The organism is Halorientalis pallida (genome assembly GCF_049605515.1).
Taxonomy (GTDB): domain Archaea; phylum Halobacteriota; class Halobacteria; order Halobacteriales; family Haloarculaceae; genus Halorientalis; species Halorientalis pallida_A.
In genome coordinates this window covers 2,620,373-2,637,860 of record NZ_CP187158.1, presented here as the reverse complement: position 1 = coordinate 2,637,860, position 17,488 = coordinate 2,620,373, and the positions used below count along the sequence as shown (strand labels likewise).

Sequence of the window (17,488 nt, the reverse complement as noted above, 5' to 3'; positions counted from 1 at the left end):
GAGGGCGCTCGGCAGCTCTATCCGCCGTTTTCCGGCTCCTCGCCGTTCGTGTCCGTGATGTCTTCGTCGGGGAACGAGATGAGGTTCTCCCGGCCGATCCGGAGTTTGTCGATGCGGCCCTCGTCGTCCATCGAGGAGAGCAGCTGGGACACCTTCGCGTTCGACCAGTCGGTCTCTTTGACGATGTTCGCCTGTTTCATGCGCCCGCCGTTCCGTTCGAGCAGGCGCTCGATCCGTTCCTCGTCGCTCAGCAGTTCCTCGTCGATCTCGTCGTCGCCAGCCTCGGCGGCCCCGGCCGCCGTCCCGCCGTCGGTCGTCGAGGCGGCTGTCCCGGCCGCTGCGGGCGGATCGTCACCGTCGCTGCCGCCGTCACCAGTGTCGGTCGGTGCGGCCGGTGACGGCACGTCGAAGTCCCGTGTCGCGAGCAGATACGCGATGACGACGGCGACGAACAGCGCCGCGATGCCGACGAGCAACAGCGGCGAGATACCGCCGGACTGCGGCCCGGGCGTGCTGGCGTTGGGCGACGTGGCGTTCCCGCTTCGCTGGTAGACGACCGACGGCTGGCTGACCTCGAAGGTCCCCTCCTGGTCACCCTCCCAGCGGAGCGACGCGTTCGTCACCGAGTAACCCGGTGGAGAGGCGCTGTACAGGTCGTAAGCCCGCGGTGGAACGATTGTGAGCGTCTGGTTGGCCCCCAGGGTCGGGAACCACGTCCCGTTGGGCGAGAGGAACACGTCGTCGACGTAGAGATACGTCCCGGACTTGCGAGCGAACCCCGTCCAGGTGAACTCGAGGACGAGTTCCCCGGTATCGCCCGTGATGGTACTCCGTCGGGTCACACCCGTAATCTCCATCGGCCGACCGGTCGCGGCGCTGGCGCGCTCGCTGGCAGCCCGTGCCGTTCTGATCGTGTCGAGCCCCGAACCGCTCTCGAAGTCCCGTGCGACCGAACTGAACGCCGCCCGCTTTGCCTCGGTATCGACCGTGTAGTTCCGCCTGATCGTCCACACCGCGTCACCGTTCGACCTGATCCCGACGGTGAACGTCGTGTCGGTCCGGTTGAGTTCCGTGTCCTGTGTCTGGAGGGAGACACCGCTCGAGACGGCTGGCTGGTGAGCCTCGGCCCCGTCGGCGAGCGCCGGGGCAGCCACCGGACCTGCGGTCAGGAGGAGGGCGAGTGAGGCGAGCAGGGCGGCGTGTGCCCGCGTCAACATTAGTCCTCTCTGTTCGCGCCTCGGGGAAAACACTTTCCATCAGGTAAAAAAACGTCAGGAGCGGCTGTGAAAGGTCTAAGCGGCGCTCATACGCCGACAGAAAGGTAGCCTGTCCAACAGGATCGGCGTGTGACAGCGAGAGTCGGTCGGGTTTTTTGTAGTCCCGTCTCCATGTAGCAGGTACCCGCCATGCGATATTCACTCCCCGTATTGATGGGCGTGCTCGTCGTCACCGCGACGGTGACCGTCGGCACGCCAGCCCTCTCCCCGGGACCGGCGACACCCGAGGCGGATCGCGGTGCGGCCGACGCCGTCGTCGCACCGATCGTCTCCACGCAGAACTCGAGTAACTACCTCGCCATCCCCGAGAGCGGGAACGAACGCACGCGATTCGGCAACGCCTCCCTCGATTTCGGCGCGACGGTCGCGGTCGATAGCGCGCGCCTCCAGGAGTCACTCGCCGGCCAGAGCGCCGTCGAGGCGTTCAGAGCCGCTCCCAACACCTCGGCGAAGACAGCCGTCCTCCAGCGGGCCGTCGCGGACCTCGAGAACCGGACGACCGCACTGTTCCAGCGCCAGCAGCGATCCGTCGAGAGTTTCAACGACGGCCGCATCTCGGCCGAGTTGCTGTTCAGACGAGTCGCAGAGATCGACTCGCGCGCCCGAGCGATCTACTCCAGCGCCCGACGGATAGAGCGAGTCGCCGGGAACACCGAGGGCTACGTCATCTCGTTCGACCTCTCGACCCGGTTCAACAACGTCGAACAGCGAACCGGCCTGTTGTCGACGGAAGTGCGGAGCAACGTCGTCGACTCGCTGGCTGGCACACGCGATTCGCGGCGATACCTGATGACCGCCTCGAACGACGGGTTCGTCGTCGCCGGCGTCGATCAGGGGCAGTACGTCCGTGAAGCGTACATCGACAGCCGGTACCAGCGGAGCGGGAGCGACCGGTTCGACGGCGACCTCGGGGCCGCCATCGACTACGTGTACGAACTGTACCCGTGGGCCGAGAACAACCAGCGACGGCCGTACCCGGACATCGAACCGATCGTCAGCAGTATCTACCGGGCCACGATCAACCACAAACACGGCCGGCTCGTGACGTACCTCGACGGGTCGAACGGCGAGATCTTCTTCGAGACCCAGGAGAAACGGCTGTCGACGCTCCCGGTCACCGGAACCGCCACCGCACGGAACGCCACCGCCGACCTCGCCGCGCGTGTGAACATGTCACACCCGACCGGACCGATGGAGATGACCGTCCGGGACACGACGAGCGGGGACGCCGTCGATGCCCGGATCGTGGTCGACGGTCAGTTCGTCGGCACGACCGGTGCCGACGGTCGCCTCTGGACGGTCCAGCCGGGGGCAAACACTCGGATCGAAGTGATCGCCGGTGACGACCGGCTCACGTTCAGCACCATCCACACCGGAGGTTGAAGTAGGAGACCGGGACCACCGACCGGCGTGTCGACCCGCGCGCTCAGCTCCGTCGTCGGTGTCGTCCTGTTGCTCGCCGTCGCCGTGCTCACAGCCGCCGCCGTCGGTGTGACCGCCCTCGGCGCGGCACCGCCCGACACCGGCCCGACTCGGGCCGCCTTCGAACTCCGGGCCGACGCCGACGCGGATCGACTGACCCTCCTGCACCGCGGCGGCGACCCCATCGCCGTCTCCGCGCTCCGGGTCCGCGTCCGGATCGACGGCCGCCCGCTCGCGCACCAGCCACCGGTCCCCTTCTTCGCCGCTACCGGCTTCGAGTCCGGCCCGACCGGCCCGTTCAACACCGCCGCCGACGGCGAGTGGCAGGCCGGCGAGCGTGCGAGCGTGCGACTGGCGGGTACGAACGACCCCGAGATAGCGCCGGGGTCGCAGGTGACGGTCGAACTCTACCTCGACGGGCAGAAACTGGCGGCGCTGGAGACAACCGCCTGAACGGCCCGGACGCGGTCGCTACTCCGGCACCGTCGCGACCCCACCTTTTTCATCGTCGGGTGGCCTCGCTCCGCTCGGCCACCTCTCCTCGAAAAACGTGGGCGAAAAAGCCGAGCGCTCCCCGCGGTCGCGCTCGGCACAGATCCTCTCTACTCCGGCACCGTCGCGACCGTCGTGATCGCGATTTCGGGGTTGTACTCCGGTCCGGCATCCACCTTTTGTTCCTCGGGTTGCTCGCGGCGCTCGCAACCACTCGTCACAAAAGCTGGACCAAAAGCGGGCCGCTCGCACGCTCGCGGCCCGTCACTCCGGCACCGTCGCGACCGTCGTAATCGCGATTTCGGGGTTGTACTCCGGTCCCATCGTGTGGTGTTCGAAGTCGACGAAGCCGGCTTCCCGGAACATCCGGTCGGCCTCGCGCTCGTCGTAGAAGAGCATGATCGCGTCGGCGAGTCGCTGGAACACCGACGAGTTGGGGTAGTTGGGGCCGACGATCAGCACCTGCCCGCCGGGTCTGGCGACGCGGCGACACTCCGCGAGGGCGTCGACGGGGTTGGGCCAGTACTCGATGGAGCCCGAGGACCACACCACGTCGAAGGTGTTCTCGCGGAAGGGGAGCCGTTCGGCGTCGCCGAGGTGGAAGTTCACGGGGCCGTCCCGTTTGCCGAACTTCTCGTAGGCTTTCTCCAGCTGGTGTGGGCTCTGATCGAGGCCGTAGACGGTGTCGACGCGGTCGAGCAGGCCCTCGGTCGCGAAGCCGGTGCCACACCCGATGTCGAGGACCCGGTCGTCGCGCTCGATGTCGAGGAGGTCGATGGCCGCCGTGCGCATCTCCTCGTTCCAGATGAAGGGGTTGATCTGGTCGTACACCTTCGAGAGGTACTTGTAGAAAAGCCGGGCCCGGGACTTGTTCTCGAGGACTCCCATTGGGTTGGTGTAGGGCGCTGGAGGTGATAATTCCCCGGATTTCCGGCCGCCAGCGGAACGGGCCGGGGGAGCCGAGCGGCCGTGAACGTGTCACACAGCTACGAACACCGGATTGTGGCGGCAAACTTCGCAACTACCATATAGCCGCTTCTGTAATCTCCGGATGATTCAAATGCCAAGGCCAGAGGTTCTCGATCGGATCAAAGAGACCGAACAAGAGGCCGACGAGATCGTCGCCGAGGCCGAAGAGGAGGCCGAAACGACGATCTCCGAGGCCCGGGAGGAGGCCGAGGAGATTCGCCAGCAGGCCCGCGAGGAGGCCGAGGAGATGGCCCAACAGCGCCTCGAGGACGCCCGCGACGAGATCGAGGCCGAACGGGAGAAGATCCTCGCGGAGGGAGACGAACAACGCGAGGAGCTGGAAAACCAGGCCGAGACGCAGCGCGACGAGGTGATCGAACACGTAACAGACCTGTTCGAGGAGGCGGTGCATGCTCAGACCTGAGCAAATGAGTCGGGTCTCGGTGACCGGCTCCAAACAGGTCATGGAGTCGGTCGTCGAGACCGTACACGACCTGCGTCTGGTCGATCTCAGCGACTACGACGGCGCGTGGGAGGGCTTCGAGCCCGGCACGCCCGCCGAAGGCGGCGACGCGGCCTCCGAGAAGCTCGTCACCGTCCGCTCGCTGAAGTCCATCCTCGACGTCGACGAGGCCGACGCCGGCCCGACGCGGCTGGTGACCGAGGACGCCCTCGACGAGGAACTCGAAGACATCCGCGAGGAGGTCAACGAACTCGACGACCGCCGCGAGGAGTTGCGGGACGAACTCCGGACGGTCGAAGAGCGCATCGACAGCGTCGAACCGTTCGCGGCGCTGGGCATCGACCTCGACCTCCTGACGGGCTACGACTCGCTGGCCGTCGGCGTGGGCGAGGGCGACGCCGAGACCATCGAGGCCGAACTTGCCGGTGACGACAGCGTCGCCGCCTTCGAGGTGTTCTCGGAGGGCGACGCGGTCGCCGTCTTCGTCTACCCCGAGGCGACCGACCCCGTCGAGGAAGGTGTCGACGCCTCGGTCCAGGACCTGCTCGTCGGGGCCAACTTCCAGGCCTACGACGTGCCCGAGGCCGAGGGCAGTCCCGAGGAGTACATCTCCGAGCTGAACCACCGCAAACAGCAACTCGAGTCCAAACTCGACACGGTCGAGGACGAACTCGAAGACCTCAAACTCGACGTGGCCGGCTTCCTGCTGGCCGCCGAGGAGACGCTGGCCATCGAGGCACAGAAGGCCGAAGCGCCCCTCTCGTTCGCGACGACCGAGAACGCCTTCGTCGCAGAGGGCTGGCTCCCGACCGACGAGTACGAGCGCCTCGAATCGGCGCTCGCCGACGCCGTCGGGGACCACGTCGAGGTCGAGGAACTCGAACGCGCCGACTACGACGGCGAAGGGCACGCGACCCACGCCGAAGACGTGACCGAGGGCGCGCCCGCCGCCGGCGGCGCGACCGAGGCCGACCTCGGCGCGAGCGTGAGTGCGGACGCGACCGACGGCGCTGAGTCGCCCGCCGAAGCCGAGGCCGAACAGGAGCAGGAGAAAGAGACGGTTGCCGACGGTGGAAATGTGACGATGGGCAATGACTCTCCGCCGGTCATCCAGGACAACCCCGGTGCGGCCAAGCCCTTCGAGGCGCTGGTCGAAGTCATCAACCGGCCCAAGTACACCGAGTTCGACCCGACGGTGCTGGTCTTCCTGACCTTCCCGGCCTTCTTCGGGTTCATGATCGGTGACCTGGGCTACGGGATCCTCTACATGGGACTGGGCTACTGGCTCTACAGCAGTTTCGACAGCGACGTGATCCGGAGTCTCGGTGGCGTCGGCATGTGGGCCGGTGGCTTCACCGCCATCTTCGGCGTCCTCTACGGCGAGATATTCGGACTCCACCTGATCTCGTCGTACCTCTGGGAGGGCGCGCTCGGTATGGGCGGGTCGCCCCTGCACAAGGGTCTCCAGCCCAAGTACGGGAGCTACGCCATGGGCTGGCTCGTGTTGAGCCTGCTGGCTGGCGTGGTCCACCTGGCCATCGGCTGGGTGCTCGACTTCATCGAGAACCTCGAACACGGCTTCATGGACGCGCTCGGTGAGAGTGGCTCCTGGCTGATGATGATGTTCGGGATGTGGACCTGGATCTTCGCCGGCGCGTTCGGGAGCGCGCCGCCGATCCTCTACGGCTCCGAGAGCGTCTTCGCCGGGAACCCGCTCCCGCTCGGCTTCACCGGCTTCAGCCCGACGGTCGGGCTGGCCGGGCTCGCGGTGTTCTTCGTCGGGCTCGGACTCCTGACCTACACCGAACCCATCGAGTTCGTCGAGTTCCTGAACGTGCTGGTCAACGTCCTGTCGTACACGCGACTGGCCGCAGTCCTGCTGGCCAAGGCGGGGATGGCCTTCGTGGTCAACCTGCTCTTTTTCGGCGTGTACGTCACCGGCGACGGTGCCTGGCACTTCGGGATCGGCCACTCGCCCGCCCACATGCTGGAGAAGGGAACCTACCACGGCCACGAAGTGACGAACGTGATGTTCCCCGGCATGATGCACATGGGCATCGCGGCGCTCGTGGTCGGCCTGCTCATCCTCGTCGTGGGCCACCTGCTCGTGCTGGCGCTGGGTGTCACCAGCGCCGGCCTGCAGGCGGTGCGTCTCGAGTACGTCGAGTTCTTCGGGAAGTTCTACGAGGGCGGCGGTCGCGCGTACTCGCCGTTCGGCTACGACCGCGAGTACACGACCGAAGACTGACGGCTCCCGCATTTTTTGCCGAGCGAGCGTGGCGCGGCCGGCCGCGTCCGGTTAGTTGCCCGAACCGTGAGACTGTCTCTCACCGGGTTTTCACGCGCTGACGACGGCATTTGGGAAGTTTTATGAAGCCCGTAGAGCCATATCCGGATGTTCGGAACGAGCGAATCCCGGAACCCAAATCATGATCGAAACATTCACCGCGGTACTGACCGCACTCGGACCGGTTCTTCAGGAAGGTGGCGCACAGACGATCAACCAGGCACCCGCGATCCCCAACAAGGCCGCAGCCGCCCTCGCAGTCGGGCTAGCGGCGTTCGGCGCGGGCTTCGCGGAGCGTGGCATCGGTGCGGCCGCGGTCGGCGCGATCGCCGAGGACGACGACATGTTCGGTCGTGGGCTGATCCTCACGGTCCTGCCCGAGACGCTTGTCATTCTGGCACTGGTCGTCGTCTTCGTCGTCCCGCAGTAACTCTCCCACCCTTCTACCAATGAGTCTTGATACGGTCGTAGAGGACATTCGGGAGGAAGCCCGCGCGCGTGCGGAGGAAATCACGTCCGAGGCGGAGGCCGAAGCCGAGGAGATCGTGGCCGAAGCGGAACGTGACGCCGAGGAGATCCGCAGCGAACGCGAGGCAGCGGTAGCATCGACTATCGAACAGGAGCGTGAACAGCGCCTCTCCAGTGCCAAGCTCGAGGCCAAGCAGAAGCGTCTCGAAGCGCGCCGGAACGTCCTCGGCGAGGTCCGCGAGGCCGTCGAAGACGAGATTGCCGGTATCGAAGGCGACGACCGCGAGGAGCTGACCCGCGAACTGCTCGTCGCGGCCACCGAGGAGTTCGACGCCGACGACGAACTCGCGGTTCACGGACACGCCGACGACGAGGACCTGATCGAGTCACTGCTCGACGAGGAAGGACTCGACGGGCACTTCGCCGGCGAGTACGACTGCCTCGGCGGCGTCGTCGTCGAGAGCGAAGGCTCGCGGATCCGTGTGAACAACACCTTCGACTCGATCCTTGAGGAGGTCTGGGAGGACAACCTCGGCGAGATCAGCGACAGACTGTTCGAGCAATGAGTACGGAACGAACCGCGGGCGGCAGCAACTACGAGTACGTGATCGCGCGAGTCCGCTCGCGCCGCGCCGCGCTGTTCGACGACGACGACTACCGGAAGCTGATCCGGATGGGGCCGGGCGAGATCGCCCGGTTCATGGAGGAAAGCGAGTACGAGAGCGAGATGAACGCCCTTGGTGCGCGCCACTCGGGCGTCGACCTCATCGAGTACGCGCTGAACCGCAACGTCGCCAAGCACTTCGACGACCTGTTGCAGTGGGCCGACGGCCAGCTGTACGACTACGTGGCTCGCTACCTCCGGAAGTTCGACGTCTGGAACGTCAAGACGATCATCCGGGGGCTGTACGCCGGCACCGACGCCAGCGACGTCGAGACGGACCTGATCCGGGCGGGCGAGTTCGACGACGCCTTCCTCGACCAGTTGCTCAACGCCGGGTCCATCGAGGAGCTCGTGGAACTGCTCGAACCGACCCGCTTCGGTGACCTCCTCGCCGAGGCGTACGCGGTCTACGAGGACGAGGGCGTCCTCGTGCCGCTGGAGAACGCCCTCGACCGGGCCTTCTACGAGGACCTGTTGACGGGCCTGTCGGGCGAGCAGTCCCGGGCGATGGAGCTGTACGTCGAGTTCCTCAGCGCGGAAGTCGACTTCCGGAACCTCCGGAACGCCTTCCGGCTGGCCCGCAGTGGCGCGGATCTCGACCCCTCGGAGTACTACATCGAGGGCGGCAAGCTGTTCGACGAGGACGAGATCCGCCAGCTGGCGCGCAACCGCGACCAGCTCGTCGAGTTCGTCCGGTCGAGCAAGTACGGCGACGACCTCGAAGCGGGGCTGGACTCTCTGGAGGCGGCCGACAGCCTCATCGAGTTCGAGCGCGCCCTGGACGCGGCGCTTCTGGAGTACTCGGGGCGGCTGTCCAACCGGTATCCGCTGTCGATCTGTCCGGTCCTGGCGTACGTGCTGGCCAAGGAGCGTGAGGTCGACAACATCCGCGCCATCGCGCGCGGCCGGGAGGGCGGCCTCTCACAGGACGAGATCGAGAACGAACTGGTGATACTATGAGCCAGGAGATCGCTGTCATCGGGAGTCCGGACTTCACGACCGGCTTCCGGCTGGCCGGCGTCCGCAAGTTCGCGGACGTGCCCGAGGACGACAAGGCGGCCGAGCTGGACGACGCAGTGGAGGGGATGCTCACCGACGACGACGTCGGCATCCTGGTGATGCACGAGGACGATCTGGAGCATCTCTCGCGAGGCGTCCGTAACGACGTCGAGACCAGCGTCGAACCGGTGCTCGTCACCCTCGGCGGCGAGGGTGCCGGCAGCGGCGGCCTGCGCGAGCAGATCAAACGAGCTATCGGTATCGACCTCATGGAGGAAGACTAACAACGAATGAGTCAAGCGACAGAATCCGACGTCCGCGAAGACGGACAGATCGAGAGCGTAAGCGGTCCCGTCGTGACGGCGACAGACCTCGACGCGAAGATGAACGACGTGGTCTACGTCGGTCACGAGGGACTGATGGGCGAAGTCATCGAGATCGAGGGCAACATCACGACCATCCAGGTCTACGAGGAGACCTCCGCGGTCTCCCCGGGCGAACCCGTCGAGTCGACGGGTGCGCCCCTCAGCGTCGACCTCGGACCGGGCATGCTCGACGCCATCTACGACGGCGTCCAGCGCCCGCTCGACGTGCTCGAGGAGAAGATGGGCAGTGCGTTCCTCGACCGCGGTGTCGACGCACCCGGGATCGACCTGGAGAAGACCTGGGAGTTCAACCCCGAGGTCGCCGAGGGCGACGAAGTCGGCCCCAACGACGTGGTCGGCATCGTCCCCGAGACGCCCAGTATCGACCACAAAGTGATGGTGCCGCCCGACTACGAGGGCGGCGAAGTCGTCGACGTGAAATCCGGCGACTACACCGTCGAGGACACCGTCGTCGAACTCGACAACGGCGAGGAGATCCAGATGCGCCAGGAGTGGCCCGTCCGCTCCCAGCGCCCCGCCGACGAGAAGCAGACGCCGGACACGCCGCTGGTTTCGGGCCAGCGGATCCTCGACGGCCTGTTCCCGCTCGCGAAGGGTGGGACGGCCGCGATTCCCGGCCCCTTCGGTTCGGGCAAGACCGTCACCCAGCACCAGCTCGCCAAGTGGGCCGACGCGGACATCGTCGTCTACGTCGGCTGTGGCGAGCGTGGCAACGAGATGACGGAAGTGATCGAGGACTTCCCGGAACTGGAGGACCCGACGACCGGGAACGCGCTGATGGACCGGACCTGCCTCATCGCGAACACCTCGAACATGCCCGTCGCCGCCCGTGAGTCCTGCGTGTACACGGGCATCACCATCGCGGAGTACTTCCGCGACATGGGCTACGACGTGGCGCTGATGGCCGACTCCACCTCGCGGTGGGCCGAGGCCATGCGGGAGATCTCCTCCCGGCTGGAGGAGATGCCCGGTGAGGAGGGGTACCCGGCCTACCTCGCCGCCCGCCTCAGCGAGTTCTACGAGCGAGCCGGTTACTTCCAGAACATCAACGGCACCGAGGGCTCCGTGTCTGTCATCGGGGCCGTCTCGCCGCCGGGCGGGGACTTCTCGGAGCCGGTGACCCAGAACACGCTGCGTATCGTCAAGACGTTCTGGGCGCTGGACGCCGACCTCGCCGAGCGCCGGCACTTCCCGGCGATCAACTGGAACGAGTCCTACTCGCTGTACCGCGACCAGCTCGACCCGTGGTTCGAGGACAACGTGGCGAGCGACTGGTCCGAACAGCGCCAGTGGGCCATCGACACGCTGGACGAGGAGGACGAACTCCAGGAGATCGTCCAGCTCGTCGGGAAGGACGCCCTGCCCGAAGACCAGCAGCTCACGCTGGAAGTCGCACGCTACCTGCGTGAAGCCTGGCTCCAGCAGGACGCCTTCCACGACATCGACACGTACTGCGAACCGGCCAAGACCTACGCCATCCTCGGTGCCATCAAGACCTTCAACGACGAGGCCTTCGAGGCGCTGGAGGCCGGCGTCCCGGTCGAGGAGATCACGGCCGTCGACGCCATCCCCCAGCTCAACCGGATCGGCGTCCAGGACGAGTGGGAGGAGTACGTCGAGGAACTGGAAGACGACATCACCGAGCAGATCAGGGAGCTCTACTAATGCAGAAAGAATACCAGACCATCACGGAGATCAGCGGTCCGCTGGTGTACGCCGAAGTAGACGAGCCCGTCGGCTACGACGAGATCGTCGAGATCGAGACCCCGGACGGCGACACCCGCCGCGGCCAGGTGCTCGAATCGACGAGCGACTTCGTCGCCATCCAGGTGTTCGAGGGGACCGAAGGGATCGACCGCGATTCCTCGGTGCGGTTCCTCGGTGAAACCCTGCAGATGAAGCTGACGGAGGACCTGCTCGGGCGCGTCCTGAGCGGGTCGGGCGAACCCATCGACGGCGGACCCGAAATCGAACCGGACGAGGAACGACCGATCGTCGGCGAGGCGATCAACCCCTACTCCCGGGAGTACCCCGAGGAGTTCATCCAGACCGGCGTCTCGGCCATCGACGGCATGAACACGCTGGTTCGGGGCCAGAAGCTCCCGATCTTCTCGGGATCGGGGCTGCCCCACAACGACCTCGCGCTCCAGATCGCCCGGCAGGCGACCGTCCCGGAGGAAGACGAGGGCGGCGACGACGAGGGCTCGGAGTTCGCAGTGATCTTCGGCGCGATGGGGATCACGCAGGAGGAGGCCAACGAGTTCATGGACGACTTCGAGCGCACCGGTGCGCTGGAACGCTCGGTCGTCTTCATGAACCTCGCGGACGACCCCGCAGTCGAGCGGACGGTCACGCCGCGACTCGCGCTCACCACCGCCGAGTACCTGGCCTTCGAGAAGGACTACCACGTCCTGGTCATCCTGACGGACATGACCAACTACTGTGAGGCACTGCGCGAGATCGGTGCCGCACGGGAGGAGGTCCCGGGTCGCCGTGGCTACCCCGGGTACATGTACACGGACCTGGCCCAGCTCTACGAGCGGGCCGGTCGTATCGAGGGCGAGGAGGGGTCGGTGACGCAGATTCCGATCCTGACGATGCCCGGCGACGACGACACCCACCCGATCCCGGACCTGACGGGCTACATCACCGAGGGGCAGATCTACGTCGACCGTGACCTGAACAGTCAGGGGATCGAACCGCCGATCTACGTCCTGCCCAGCCTGAGCCGGCTGATGGACGACGGGATCGGCGAGGGCCTGACTCGCGAGGACCACGCCGACGTGTCCGACCAGATGTACGCCGCGTACGCGGAAGGTGAGGACCTCCGTGACCTGGTGAACATCGTCGGTCGCGAGGCCCTGTCGGAACGTGACAACAAGTATCTCGACTTCGCGGACGACTTCGAGACGGAGTTCGTCCAGCAGGGCTTCCGGACCAACCGCTCCATCGACGAGACCCTCGATCTGGGCTGGGAACTGCTCTCCCAGCTCCCCAAGGAAGAGCTCAACCGTATCGACGAGGAGCTCATCGAGGAGAAGTACGTCGAAGACGAGGGCGAGACGGTCGAAGCCGAGGAGTAACGCCGCCTTTTCCTTTCGCTGTCGGTCCCGAGTCGCAGCTACAGCTCCGACGAGCCGGCGTCGTCCCCGAGCGAACGGGCGCGGTACTGCGTGACGGCGTAGAACCCGGCGGCGTAGATGCCGACCGAGAAGATGCCGATGGAGAAGATGCCGATGGAGAACACGCCGACGGAGAACACGCCCGCGGCGAAGATACCGACCGAGAAGATGCCGGTCGAGAGGACGCCGCCGCTGAAGTTCCCCGCCGCGAGGTAGCCGATCGCGGTGTCGCCGGCCGCGAGCACCTCGAAGCCGGCGAGCGTTTCGACGCCGGCCACGGTCAGTCCCAGTGCGACCACCAGGAGGCCGACGACGACGAGTCCGGTCACGTCTCCCCAGTCGATGTCCATACGCCCACTTTTCGGTGCCGGATCTTGTAATCGGGCAGTACTTCTCACTCAGTGAGAACGTCCGGCGGCGTAGCCGGGACCGAAGTGAGAGGGCGGTACGGATGGTTCTGTAAAGAGTTAACCGCCTGGGCCGGTAACCGTCGCCCAATGGCTAAGGACGTCAAACCGACCCGGAAGAACCTCATGGCTATCGAGGACCGGATCGAACTCTCCGAGCGGGGCCACGACACGCTGGAGAAAAAGCGCGACGGCCTCATCATGGAGTTCATGGACATCCTGGATCAGGCCCAGGACGTGCGGTCGGACCTCAACGAGAACTACGACGAGGCCCAGCGCAAGATCAACATGGCCCGTGCGATGGAGGGCGACGTGGCCGTGCGGGGCGCGGCCGCCGCGCTGAAGGAACACCCGGAACTGACCACGGAGTCCAAGAACATCATGGGCGTGGTCGTCCCCCAGATCGAGTCCTCGAAAGTCCGTAAGAGCCTCGACGAGCGGGGCTACGGCGTGCTGGGCACCAGCGCGCGCATCGACGAGGCCGCCGAGGCCTACGAGGAACTGCTGGAGACGATCATCCTCGCGGCGGAGGTCGAGACGGCGATGAAGAAGATGCTCGACGAGATCGAGACCACCAAGCGCCGCGTCAACGCCCTGGAGTTCAAGCTCCTGCCCGAACTCAAGTCCAACCAGGAGTACATCGAGCAGAAACTCGAAGAACAGGAGCGCGAGGAGATCTTCCGGATGAAAAAGATCAAGGCCAAAAAGGAAGAGGAGGAGAAAGCCGAGCGGGAAGCCGCCGAGCAGGAGGCCGAGGAGGCCGAGGCCGTCACTGCGGACGACTAGGCACCGACTCGGAGCCGACGGTCGTCGCGGGATAGTCTTTTCCGGTGGCCGCTCGTTTTGTGCGTATGAACTGTCCACACTGTCAGACGCCGCTGTTGCGGTTCCCAGTGGCCGACGAGTGGCGGCCACACCTCCCGGAGGACTCGCCGGGCGCGGCGATCTGTCCGACCTGTCTCGCGCTGGAACCGGACCCCGATCCGCCGTCGACGACGCCGGCGTTCGGGGAGATCGGTGAGCCGTTCCCCGAGGGCGAGGCCGCAGTGCCGATGGCCGTCGCAATCGGCCTGCTGGATTCGCTGGCGCTCAACCGCTCGGAAATTTCCGAGCTGTTCGCGGCCGTCGAAGAAGCGGGGACCGATCCACTGCTGGTACTGGATCGACTCGCGACGACGGGCAGCGTCGACAGCCGCGTCGATCTGCAGGGGCGGCGACAACAGTTGGAGCAGTTGCTGGAGTGAGGCAGTCAGGTCTGGGATCTCCACGGGTGAGTGTACTCGCTCCCGGTCGGTGTCAGGAGAGCTGTGCCGTACTCACGGACGAGTCGGCGACTGTGTCGGCCCCCACGTTGCCGAAGACGAAGCGGGCACCCGGCGCGGATGCGTCCAGTTCGACCTCCCAGCCGTGTGATTCGGCCATCGTCTCGACGATACTGAGTCCGAGGCCGGTCCCCTCGTCGGTGGTCGTGTATCCGTACTCGAAGAGGTCCGCCCGGTGTTCGTCGGGGATCCCGGGGCCGTCGTCTTCGACGTAGAACCCGTCGGCGGTGGGACCGACTTCGACGGTGACGCCCCCAGGACCGTGTTCGACGGCGTCCTCCTGAGCCTGGGAAGGAGGGCTCGTTGAGCCATGCTCAACGGCGTTCCGAAAGAGGTTCTCGAAGATCGTCAGGAGTTTGCTCCGGTCGGCCCGGAGCCGTCGGGTGTCGGCGATGTCGAGGGACGCACTGTCGGTATCGACGTTGGCCCAGGCGTCGCGTGCGACGGCGTCCAGCGCGACCGGTTCGGTCTCATCGACGGTCTTGCCCTCGCGAGCGATGGTCAGGATGTCCGAGATGATGTCGGTCATCCGGTCGTGGGAGCGCTGAACCTTGTCGGTGTACTGTTTGGCTCGCTCGGCAGCGTCGGGGTCGGGGATCTCCTCGTCGGCGATGTCGTCCAAGAGTTCCGCGTAGCCATCGGCGACGTTGATCGGGTTCCGGAGGTCGTGGGAGATAGTCGACGCGACCTTGTCGAGTTGCTCGTTTTGCTTGCGCAGTTGCCAGCGGGACTGTTCCAGGGCGGTGACGTCCCGGAGGAGCAGCGAGAGCCAGTCGCGGCCGTCCCCGGCGTCGCCGACGCGGGAGATGTTGACGGAGTAGTGTCGCTCCTGCCCGTCGACGGCGAGCGTGAGATGCTCGGGCGAGTCCAGGTCCGGGTCGTCGAGGTCGACCGCGGCGGCCAGATCGGGACAGGCCGTCTCGAGGGGCTGCCCGACCGCGGAGTCGATGTCGGGCCAGAGGGCCTCGCTGGCGGTATTGTGGTCGACGACGCGCCGCTTCTCGTCGAGGACGACGACCGGGTCCCTGAGGTTCTCGACGACGGCGGTCCGGGCGACAGGCTGGACGTCGAGCAGGTCGAACCGGAACAGCGCGACGGTCGTACAGATCGAGAACGCGAGCATCCCCCACATCTCGTGTCGGTATCCCGGCGCCGACGGGAGCAGCCCGGCCGACGCGGCGACGTACAGCAGGACGGCCGGGACGAGACCGAGGGCGAGGAGGAGGAGTTGCGTCCCCGACCCCTCCGCGGTCGAGAGGAGGTGCTTCGCGAGTACGTACACGCTGTACCACCAGAGGACGGCCAGGGGCGTCCCGAGGAGTGGCTCCGCGAGCCCGTTCTGGACCCCGAGATACTGGACCGGCTCGGCGTACAGCGTCGCCTCCGCGACGATGAGGTCGTGCAACGGGGACGTCAGGACGAGCGCCACGTACGCGACGACGGTCACGACCAGGACCGCCCGCCAGTGGCGGCGGCGGTGGAAGTCGGTACCCGTGTAGCGTGCGACGAAGACGGCGAACGCCGGGATGCTGAGGACCGACCCGGTCGCCGCGATGTGGTAGAACACGGTCGCGACCGCCTGCCCGGGCGCGGCCGACTGCAGGAGCGTGAACAGCGACTGGCCCCCGATGAGCAACAGCATCGCCACGAACCACTTCGCACCCGGCTTGTCCCAATGTGTCCGGTAGATCCACGCCGAGATGGTACTATTAAATATGAAAATAGTGAGAGGGATGGCCAGGTAGAGGAGAGAGACTGCAGACCGAGCTAGAACGGCCATACAGATATAATATCGGTCGAGAGTTATGTACTCTTCTCCCGATTTCAGTCAGTGATTTTCGGGAGGGGCAGAGAGGCGAGCGCGGGTGTCCTCGGCGGTCGGGTTGGCGGACACGGGCGAAACGACCGCCTGGGTCAGAGAGCGGCCCTCACACGCCCGTGTCGTACCGGAGGATGCCGGCGACGCCGCCGAAGGCGTTCAACAACTGCTCGCCTTTCTCGAAGTCGGTGGAGATGAACTTCGTCTCGGTGCCCCGCTGGTTGGCGATCTCCATGAGGTGGTCGATGAGGTCCTCGCGCTCGGCCTCGTCGGCGTCGACGGTCTCGCCACAGCGCGAACAGTCGTGATCGGGGGTGTCCTCCCGGCGGTCGACGATCTCGCGTTCCTCGTGGCCGTTGGGACACTCGTAGGAGATCACGTCCCGGCGCATGTCCTCGGAGATGAGCAGGCGGTCGACCGCACCCATGACGAGGTTCTCGCGGGTGGCCTCGAACCCGTAGGTGGCGAGGTCGCCGTCGTGGAGTTCCTTGAAGAACTCCTCCATCTCCGATTTGTCCTGCATCACCTCGTGTTCGTCCAGGATGTCCTGGGCGGCGTCGACGAGGTCGTAGAGGCCGGACTCGTCGGTGTAGGACACGTCGAACTTCCCCAGCACCATGTCCCCGAGTTCGTGGTGGAGGTAGTCGCCGTCCAGAAATTCGTCTTTGGTCGGGGAGGGACCGCCGACGAGGATGCCGTCCATCTCGTGGCGCTGGTCGACGAACAGGTCGTCGGCCATCCCGGCGACCTCCTGGTAGAAGTTGTCGATGGCCTCCAGGCGCAGGCGGGCGAATCGCTGTGCGGACTGGCCGCCTTTGCGCTGTTTCCCGGGGACCAGCGACGAGGCGGACTTGACGGGTTCGACCCGTTTGCCCTTGAGCCAGCCGACGTTCGCCTCCCGTCGGTCCAGTACGATGAGGCCGAACAGCCCCTTGTCGCCGAGCATCTCCTCCAGCGGTTCGGTGAGGAAATCCGAATCGCAGTGATAGCGGAACGACTCGATGGGCTGGGGCGGCGACTCCAGCACCTTCGTCACCATGTCGGTGCGGCCGCCACCGGTGTCGATGGCCCCGGAGAAGATGACCATGCCGTTGTCGGGCGGATACACGTCGTAGTAGCGCAGGCGGTCCTTGATCGAGGTCAGCGCGTCCTGGACGGCCGTCCGGGTCTGCTTGGACTTGATGTTGGACGCCTCGCTGTGTTCCTGGGTGACGTGTTCGACGACGGAACTGATCTGTCGATCCTCGGGGATGTAGATGGTGACCAACTGCGTCCCCGAGCCCTCGTACTCCCGCAGGTCCTCGATGACCTTCTTGAACTCGTATTTTTGTTTGTCCGTCTGATCCTGCTCGGAGCTACTCATTACTCCTGTATAGCCGAATGGGCGGTAA

17 protein-coding genes are annotated in these 17,488 nt (G+C 65.9%); 12 read left to right on the top strand and 5 right to left on the bottom strand.

Annotated elements, in window-relative coordinates; all coding sequences use genetic code 11:
• Positions 1 to 17: 17 nt before the first annotated feature.
• Entirely contained in the window at positions 18 to 1,217 is a 1,200-nt protein-coding gene (locus tag ACOZ4N_RS15195) for a helix-turn-helix transcriptional regulator (RefSeq protein WP_424017212.1), read from the bottom strand.
• A gap of 189 nt (positions 1,218 to 1,406) precedes the next feature.
• On the opposite strand from ACOZ4N_RS15195, the gene ACOZ4N_RS15190 reads away from it, so the two are divergent.
• A complete protein-coding gene (locus ACOZ4N_RS15190) occupies positions 1,407 to 2,660 on the top strand; it encodes a DUF7096 domain-containing protein (protein ID WP_424017211.1) in 1,254 nt (417 codons plus the stop codon).
• Positions 2,661 to 2,687: 27 nt separating this feature from the next.
• Positions 2,688 to 3,152: a type IV pilin gene (locus tag ACOZ4N_RS15185; RefSeq protein WP_424017210.1), complete on the top strand. Its 465-nt coding sequence runs from the start codon at positions 2,688 to 2,690 to the stop codon at positions 3,150 to 3,152.
• 303 nt (positions 3,153 to 3,455) lie between these two features.
• On the opposite strand, the gene ACOZ4N_RS15180 is transcribed toward ACOZ4N_RS15185, so the two are convergent.
• Entirely contained in the window at positions 3,456 to 4,079 is a 624-nt protein-coding gene (locus tag ACOZ4N_RS15180) for a methyltransferase domain-containing protein (protein ID WP_424017209.1), read from the bottom strand.
• Positions 4,080 to 4,251: 172 nt separating this feature from the next.
• On the opposite strand from ACOZ4N_RS15180, the gene ahaH reads away from it, so the two are divergent.
• The 8 genes from ahaH (at position 4,252) to ACOZ4N_RS15140 (ending at position 12,510) form a co-directional block, all read left to right on the top strand.
• Entirely contained in the window at positions 4,252 to 4,584 is a 333-nt protein-coding gene (gene ahaH, locus ACOZ4N_RS15175) for an ATP synthase archaeal subunit H (protein ID WP_424017208.1), read from the top strand.
• Entirely contained in the window at positions 4,571 to 6,871 is a 2,301-nt protein-coding gene (locus ACOZ4N_RS15170) for a V-type ATP synthase subunit I (protein ID WP_424017207.1), read from the top strand. The genes ahaH and ACOZ4N_RS15170 overlap by 14 nt, the downstream gene beginning before the upstream one ends.
• A 181-nt stretch (positions 6,872 to 7,052) precedes the next feature.
• Positions 7,053 to 7,340 carry a F0F1 ATP synthase subunit C gene (locus ACOZ4N_RS15165; RefSeq protein WP_424017206.1) on the top strand — a complete coding sequence of 96 codons (288 nt, stop codon included), beginning with the start codon at positions 7,053 to 7,055 and terminating at the stop codon, positions 7,338 to 7,340.
• Positions 7,341 to 7,359: 19 nt separating this feature from the next.
• Positions 7,360 to 7,944: a V-type ATP synthase subunit E gene (locus ACOZ4N_RS15160; protein ID WP_424017205.1), complete on the top strand. Its 585-nt coding sequence runs from the start codon at positions 7,360 to 7,362 to the stop codon at positions 7,942 to 7,944.
• Positions 7,941 to 9,002, top strand: coding sequence for a V-type ATP synthase subunit C (locus ACOZ4N_RS15155; protein ID WP_424017204.1), 1,062 nt, complete (start codon positions 7,941 to 7,943; stop codon positions 9,000 to 9,002). Before ACOZ4N_RS15160 ends, ACOZ4N_RS15155 begins: the two co-directional genes overlap by 4 nt.
• Positions 8,999 to 9,325 (top strand): V-type ATP synthase subunit F, encoded by a 327-nt coding sequence (locus tag ACOZ4N_RS15150; protein WP_424017203.1) that lies wholly within the window; start codon positions 8,999 to 9,001, stop codon positions 9,323 to 9,325. The genes ACOZ4N_RS15155 and ACOZ4N_RS15150 overlap by 4 nt, the downstream gene beginning before the upstream one ends.
• Positions 9,326 to 9,331: 6 nt before the next feature.
• Positions 9,332 to 11,092: an ATP synthase subunit A gene (locus tag ACOZ4N_RS15145; protein ID WP_424017202.1), complete on the top strand. Its 1,761-nt coding sequence runs from the start codon at positions 9,332 to 9,334 to the stop codon at positions 11,090 to 11,092.
• Positions 11,092 to 12,510 (top strand): ATP synthase subunit B, encoded by a 1,419-nt coding sequence (locus ACOZ4N_RS15140; RefSeq protein ID WP_424017201.1) that lies wholly within the window; start codon positions 11,092 to 11,094, stop codon positions 12,508 to 12,510. The genes ACOZ4N_RS15145 and ACOZ4N_RS15140 overlap by 1 nt, the downstream gene beginning before the upstream one ends.
• A gap of 38 nt (positions 12,511 to 12,548) precedes the next feature.
• Here ACOZ4N_RS15140 and ACOZ4N_RS15135 read toward each other — a convergent pair whose 3' ends face one another.
• On the bottom strand, positions 12,549 to 12,899 hold the full coding sequence (locus tag ACOZ4N_RS15135) for a hypothetical protein (RefSeq protein ID WP_424017199.1): 351 nt from the start codon (positions 12,897 to 12,899) through the stop codon (positions 12,549 to 12,551).
• 147 nt (positions 12,900 to 13,046) lie between these two features.
• Here ACOZ4N_RS15135 and ACOZ4N_RS15130 point away from each other — a divergent pair, with 147 nt between their 5' ends.
• Together ACOZ4N_RS15130 and ACOZ4N_RS15125 are read left to right on the top strand one after the other, a co-directional pair.
• A complete protein-coding gene (locus ACOZ4N_RS15130; RefSeq protein WP_424017198.1) occupies positions 13,047 to 13,742 on the top strand; it encodes a V-type ATP synthase subunit D in 696 nt (231 codons plus the stop codon).
• A 65-nt stretch (positions 13,743 to 13,807) separates the two neighbouring features.
• Positions 13,808 to 14,200: a DUF6276 family protein gene (locus tag ACOZ4N_RS15125; RefSeq protein WP_424017197.1), complete on the top strand. Its 393-nt coding sequence runs from the start codon at positions 13,808 to 13,810 to the stop codon at positions 14,198 to 14,200.
• A 52-nt stretch (positions 14,201 to 14,252) separates the two neighbouring features.
• On the opposite strand, the gene ACOZ4N_RS15120 is transcribed toward ACOZ4N_RS15125, so the two are convergent.
• Both ACOZ4N_RS15120 and prf1 read right to left on the bottom strand, forming a co-directional pair.
• On the bottom strand, positions 14,253 to 16,058 hold the full coding sequence (locus ACOZ4N_RS15120) for a histidine kinase N-terminal 7TM domain-containing protein (RefSeq protein ID WP_424017196.1): 1,806 nt from the start codon (positions 16,056 to 16,058) through the stop codon (positions 14,253 to 14,255).
• Positions 16,059 to 16,206: 148 nt separating this feature from the next.
• Positions 16,207 to 17,460, bottom strand: coding sequence for a peptide chain release factor aRF-1 (gene prf1, locus ACOZ4N_RS15115; RefSeq protein ID WP_424017195.1), 1,254 nt, complete (start codon positions 17,458 to 17,460; stop codon positions 16,207 to 16,209).
• Positions 17,461 to 17,488 lie beyond the last annotated feature (28 nt).

Bases quoted from the DNA above. Each gene is read 5' to 3' on its own strand.
- ACOZ4N_RS15180 (WP_424017209.1), bottom strand. From the start codon at position 4,079: ATGGGAGTCCTCGAGAACAAGTCCCGGGCCCGGCTTTTCTACAAGTAC.
- ACOZ4N_RS15130 (WP_424017198.1), top strand. From the start codon at position 13,047: ATGGCTAAGGACGTCAAACCGACCCGGAAGAACCTCATGGCTATCGAG.
- ACOZ4N_RS15145 (WP_424017202.1), top strand. From the start codon at position 9,332: ATGAGTCAAGCGACAGAATCCGACGTCCGCGAAGACGGACAGATCGAG.
- ACOZ4N_RS15125 (WP_424017197.1), top strand. From the start codon at position 13,808: ATGAACTGTCCACACTGTCAGACGCCGCTGTTGCGGTTCCCAGTGGCC.
- ACOZ4N_RS15165 (WP_424017206.1), top strand. From the start codon at position 7,053: ATGATCGAAACATTCACCGCGGTACTGACCGCACTCGGACCGGTTCTT.
- ACOZ4N_RS15170 (WP_424017207.1), top strand. From the start codon at position 4,571: ATGCTCAGACCTGAGCAAATGAGTCGGGTCTCGGTGACCGGCTCCAAA.
- ACOZ4N_RS15160 (WP_424017205.1), top strand. From the start codon at position 7,360: ATGAGTCTTGATACGGTCGTAGAGGACATTCGGGAGGAAGCCCGCGCG.
- ACOZ4N_RS15140 (WP_424017201.1), top strand. From the start codon at position 11,092: ATGCAGAAAGAATACCAGACCATCACGGAGATCAGCGGTCCGCTGGTG.
- ACOZ4N_RS15135 (WP_424017199.1), bottom strand. From the start codon at position 12,899: ATGGACATCGACTGGGGAGACGTGACCGGACTCGTCGTCGTCGGCCTC.
- ACOZ4N_RS15155 (WP_424017204.1), top strand. From the start codon at position 7,941: ATGAGTACGGAACGAACCGCGGGCGGCAGCAACTACGAGTACGTGATC.
- ACOZ4N_RS15120 (WP_424017196.1), bottom strand. From the start codon at position 16,058: ATGGCCGTTCTAGCTCGGTCTGCAGTCTCTCTCCTCTACCTGGCCATC.
- ACOZ4N_RS15150 (WP_424017203.1), top strand. From the start codon at position 8,999: ATGAGCCAGGAGATCGCTGTCATCGGGAGTCCGGACTTCACGACCGGC.
- prf1 (WP_424017195.1), bottom strand. From the start codon at position 17,460: ATGAGTAGCTCCGAGCAGGATCAGACGGACAAACAAAAATACGAGTTC.
- ahaH (WP_424017208.1), top strand. From the start codon at position 4,252: ATGCCAAGGCCAGAGGTTCTCGATCGGATCAAAGAGACCGAACAAGAG.
- ACOZ4N_RS15195 (WP_424017212.1), bottom strand. From the start codon at position 1,217: ATGTTGACGCGGGCACACGCCGCCCTGCTCGCCTCACTCGCCCTCCTC.
- ACOZ4N_RS15190 (WP_424017211.1), top strand. From the start codon at position 1,407: ATGCGATATTCACTCCCCGTATTGATGGGCGTGCTCGTCGTCACCGCG.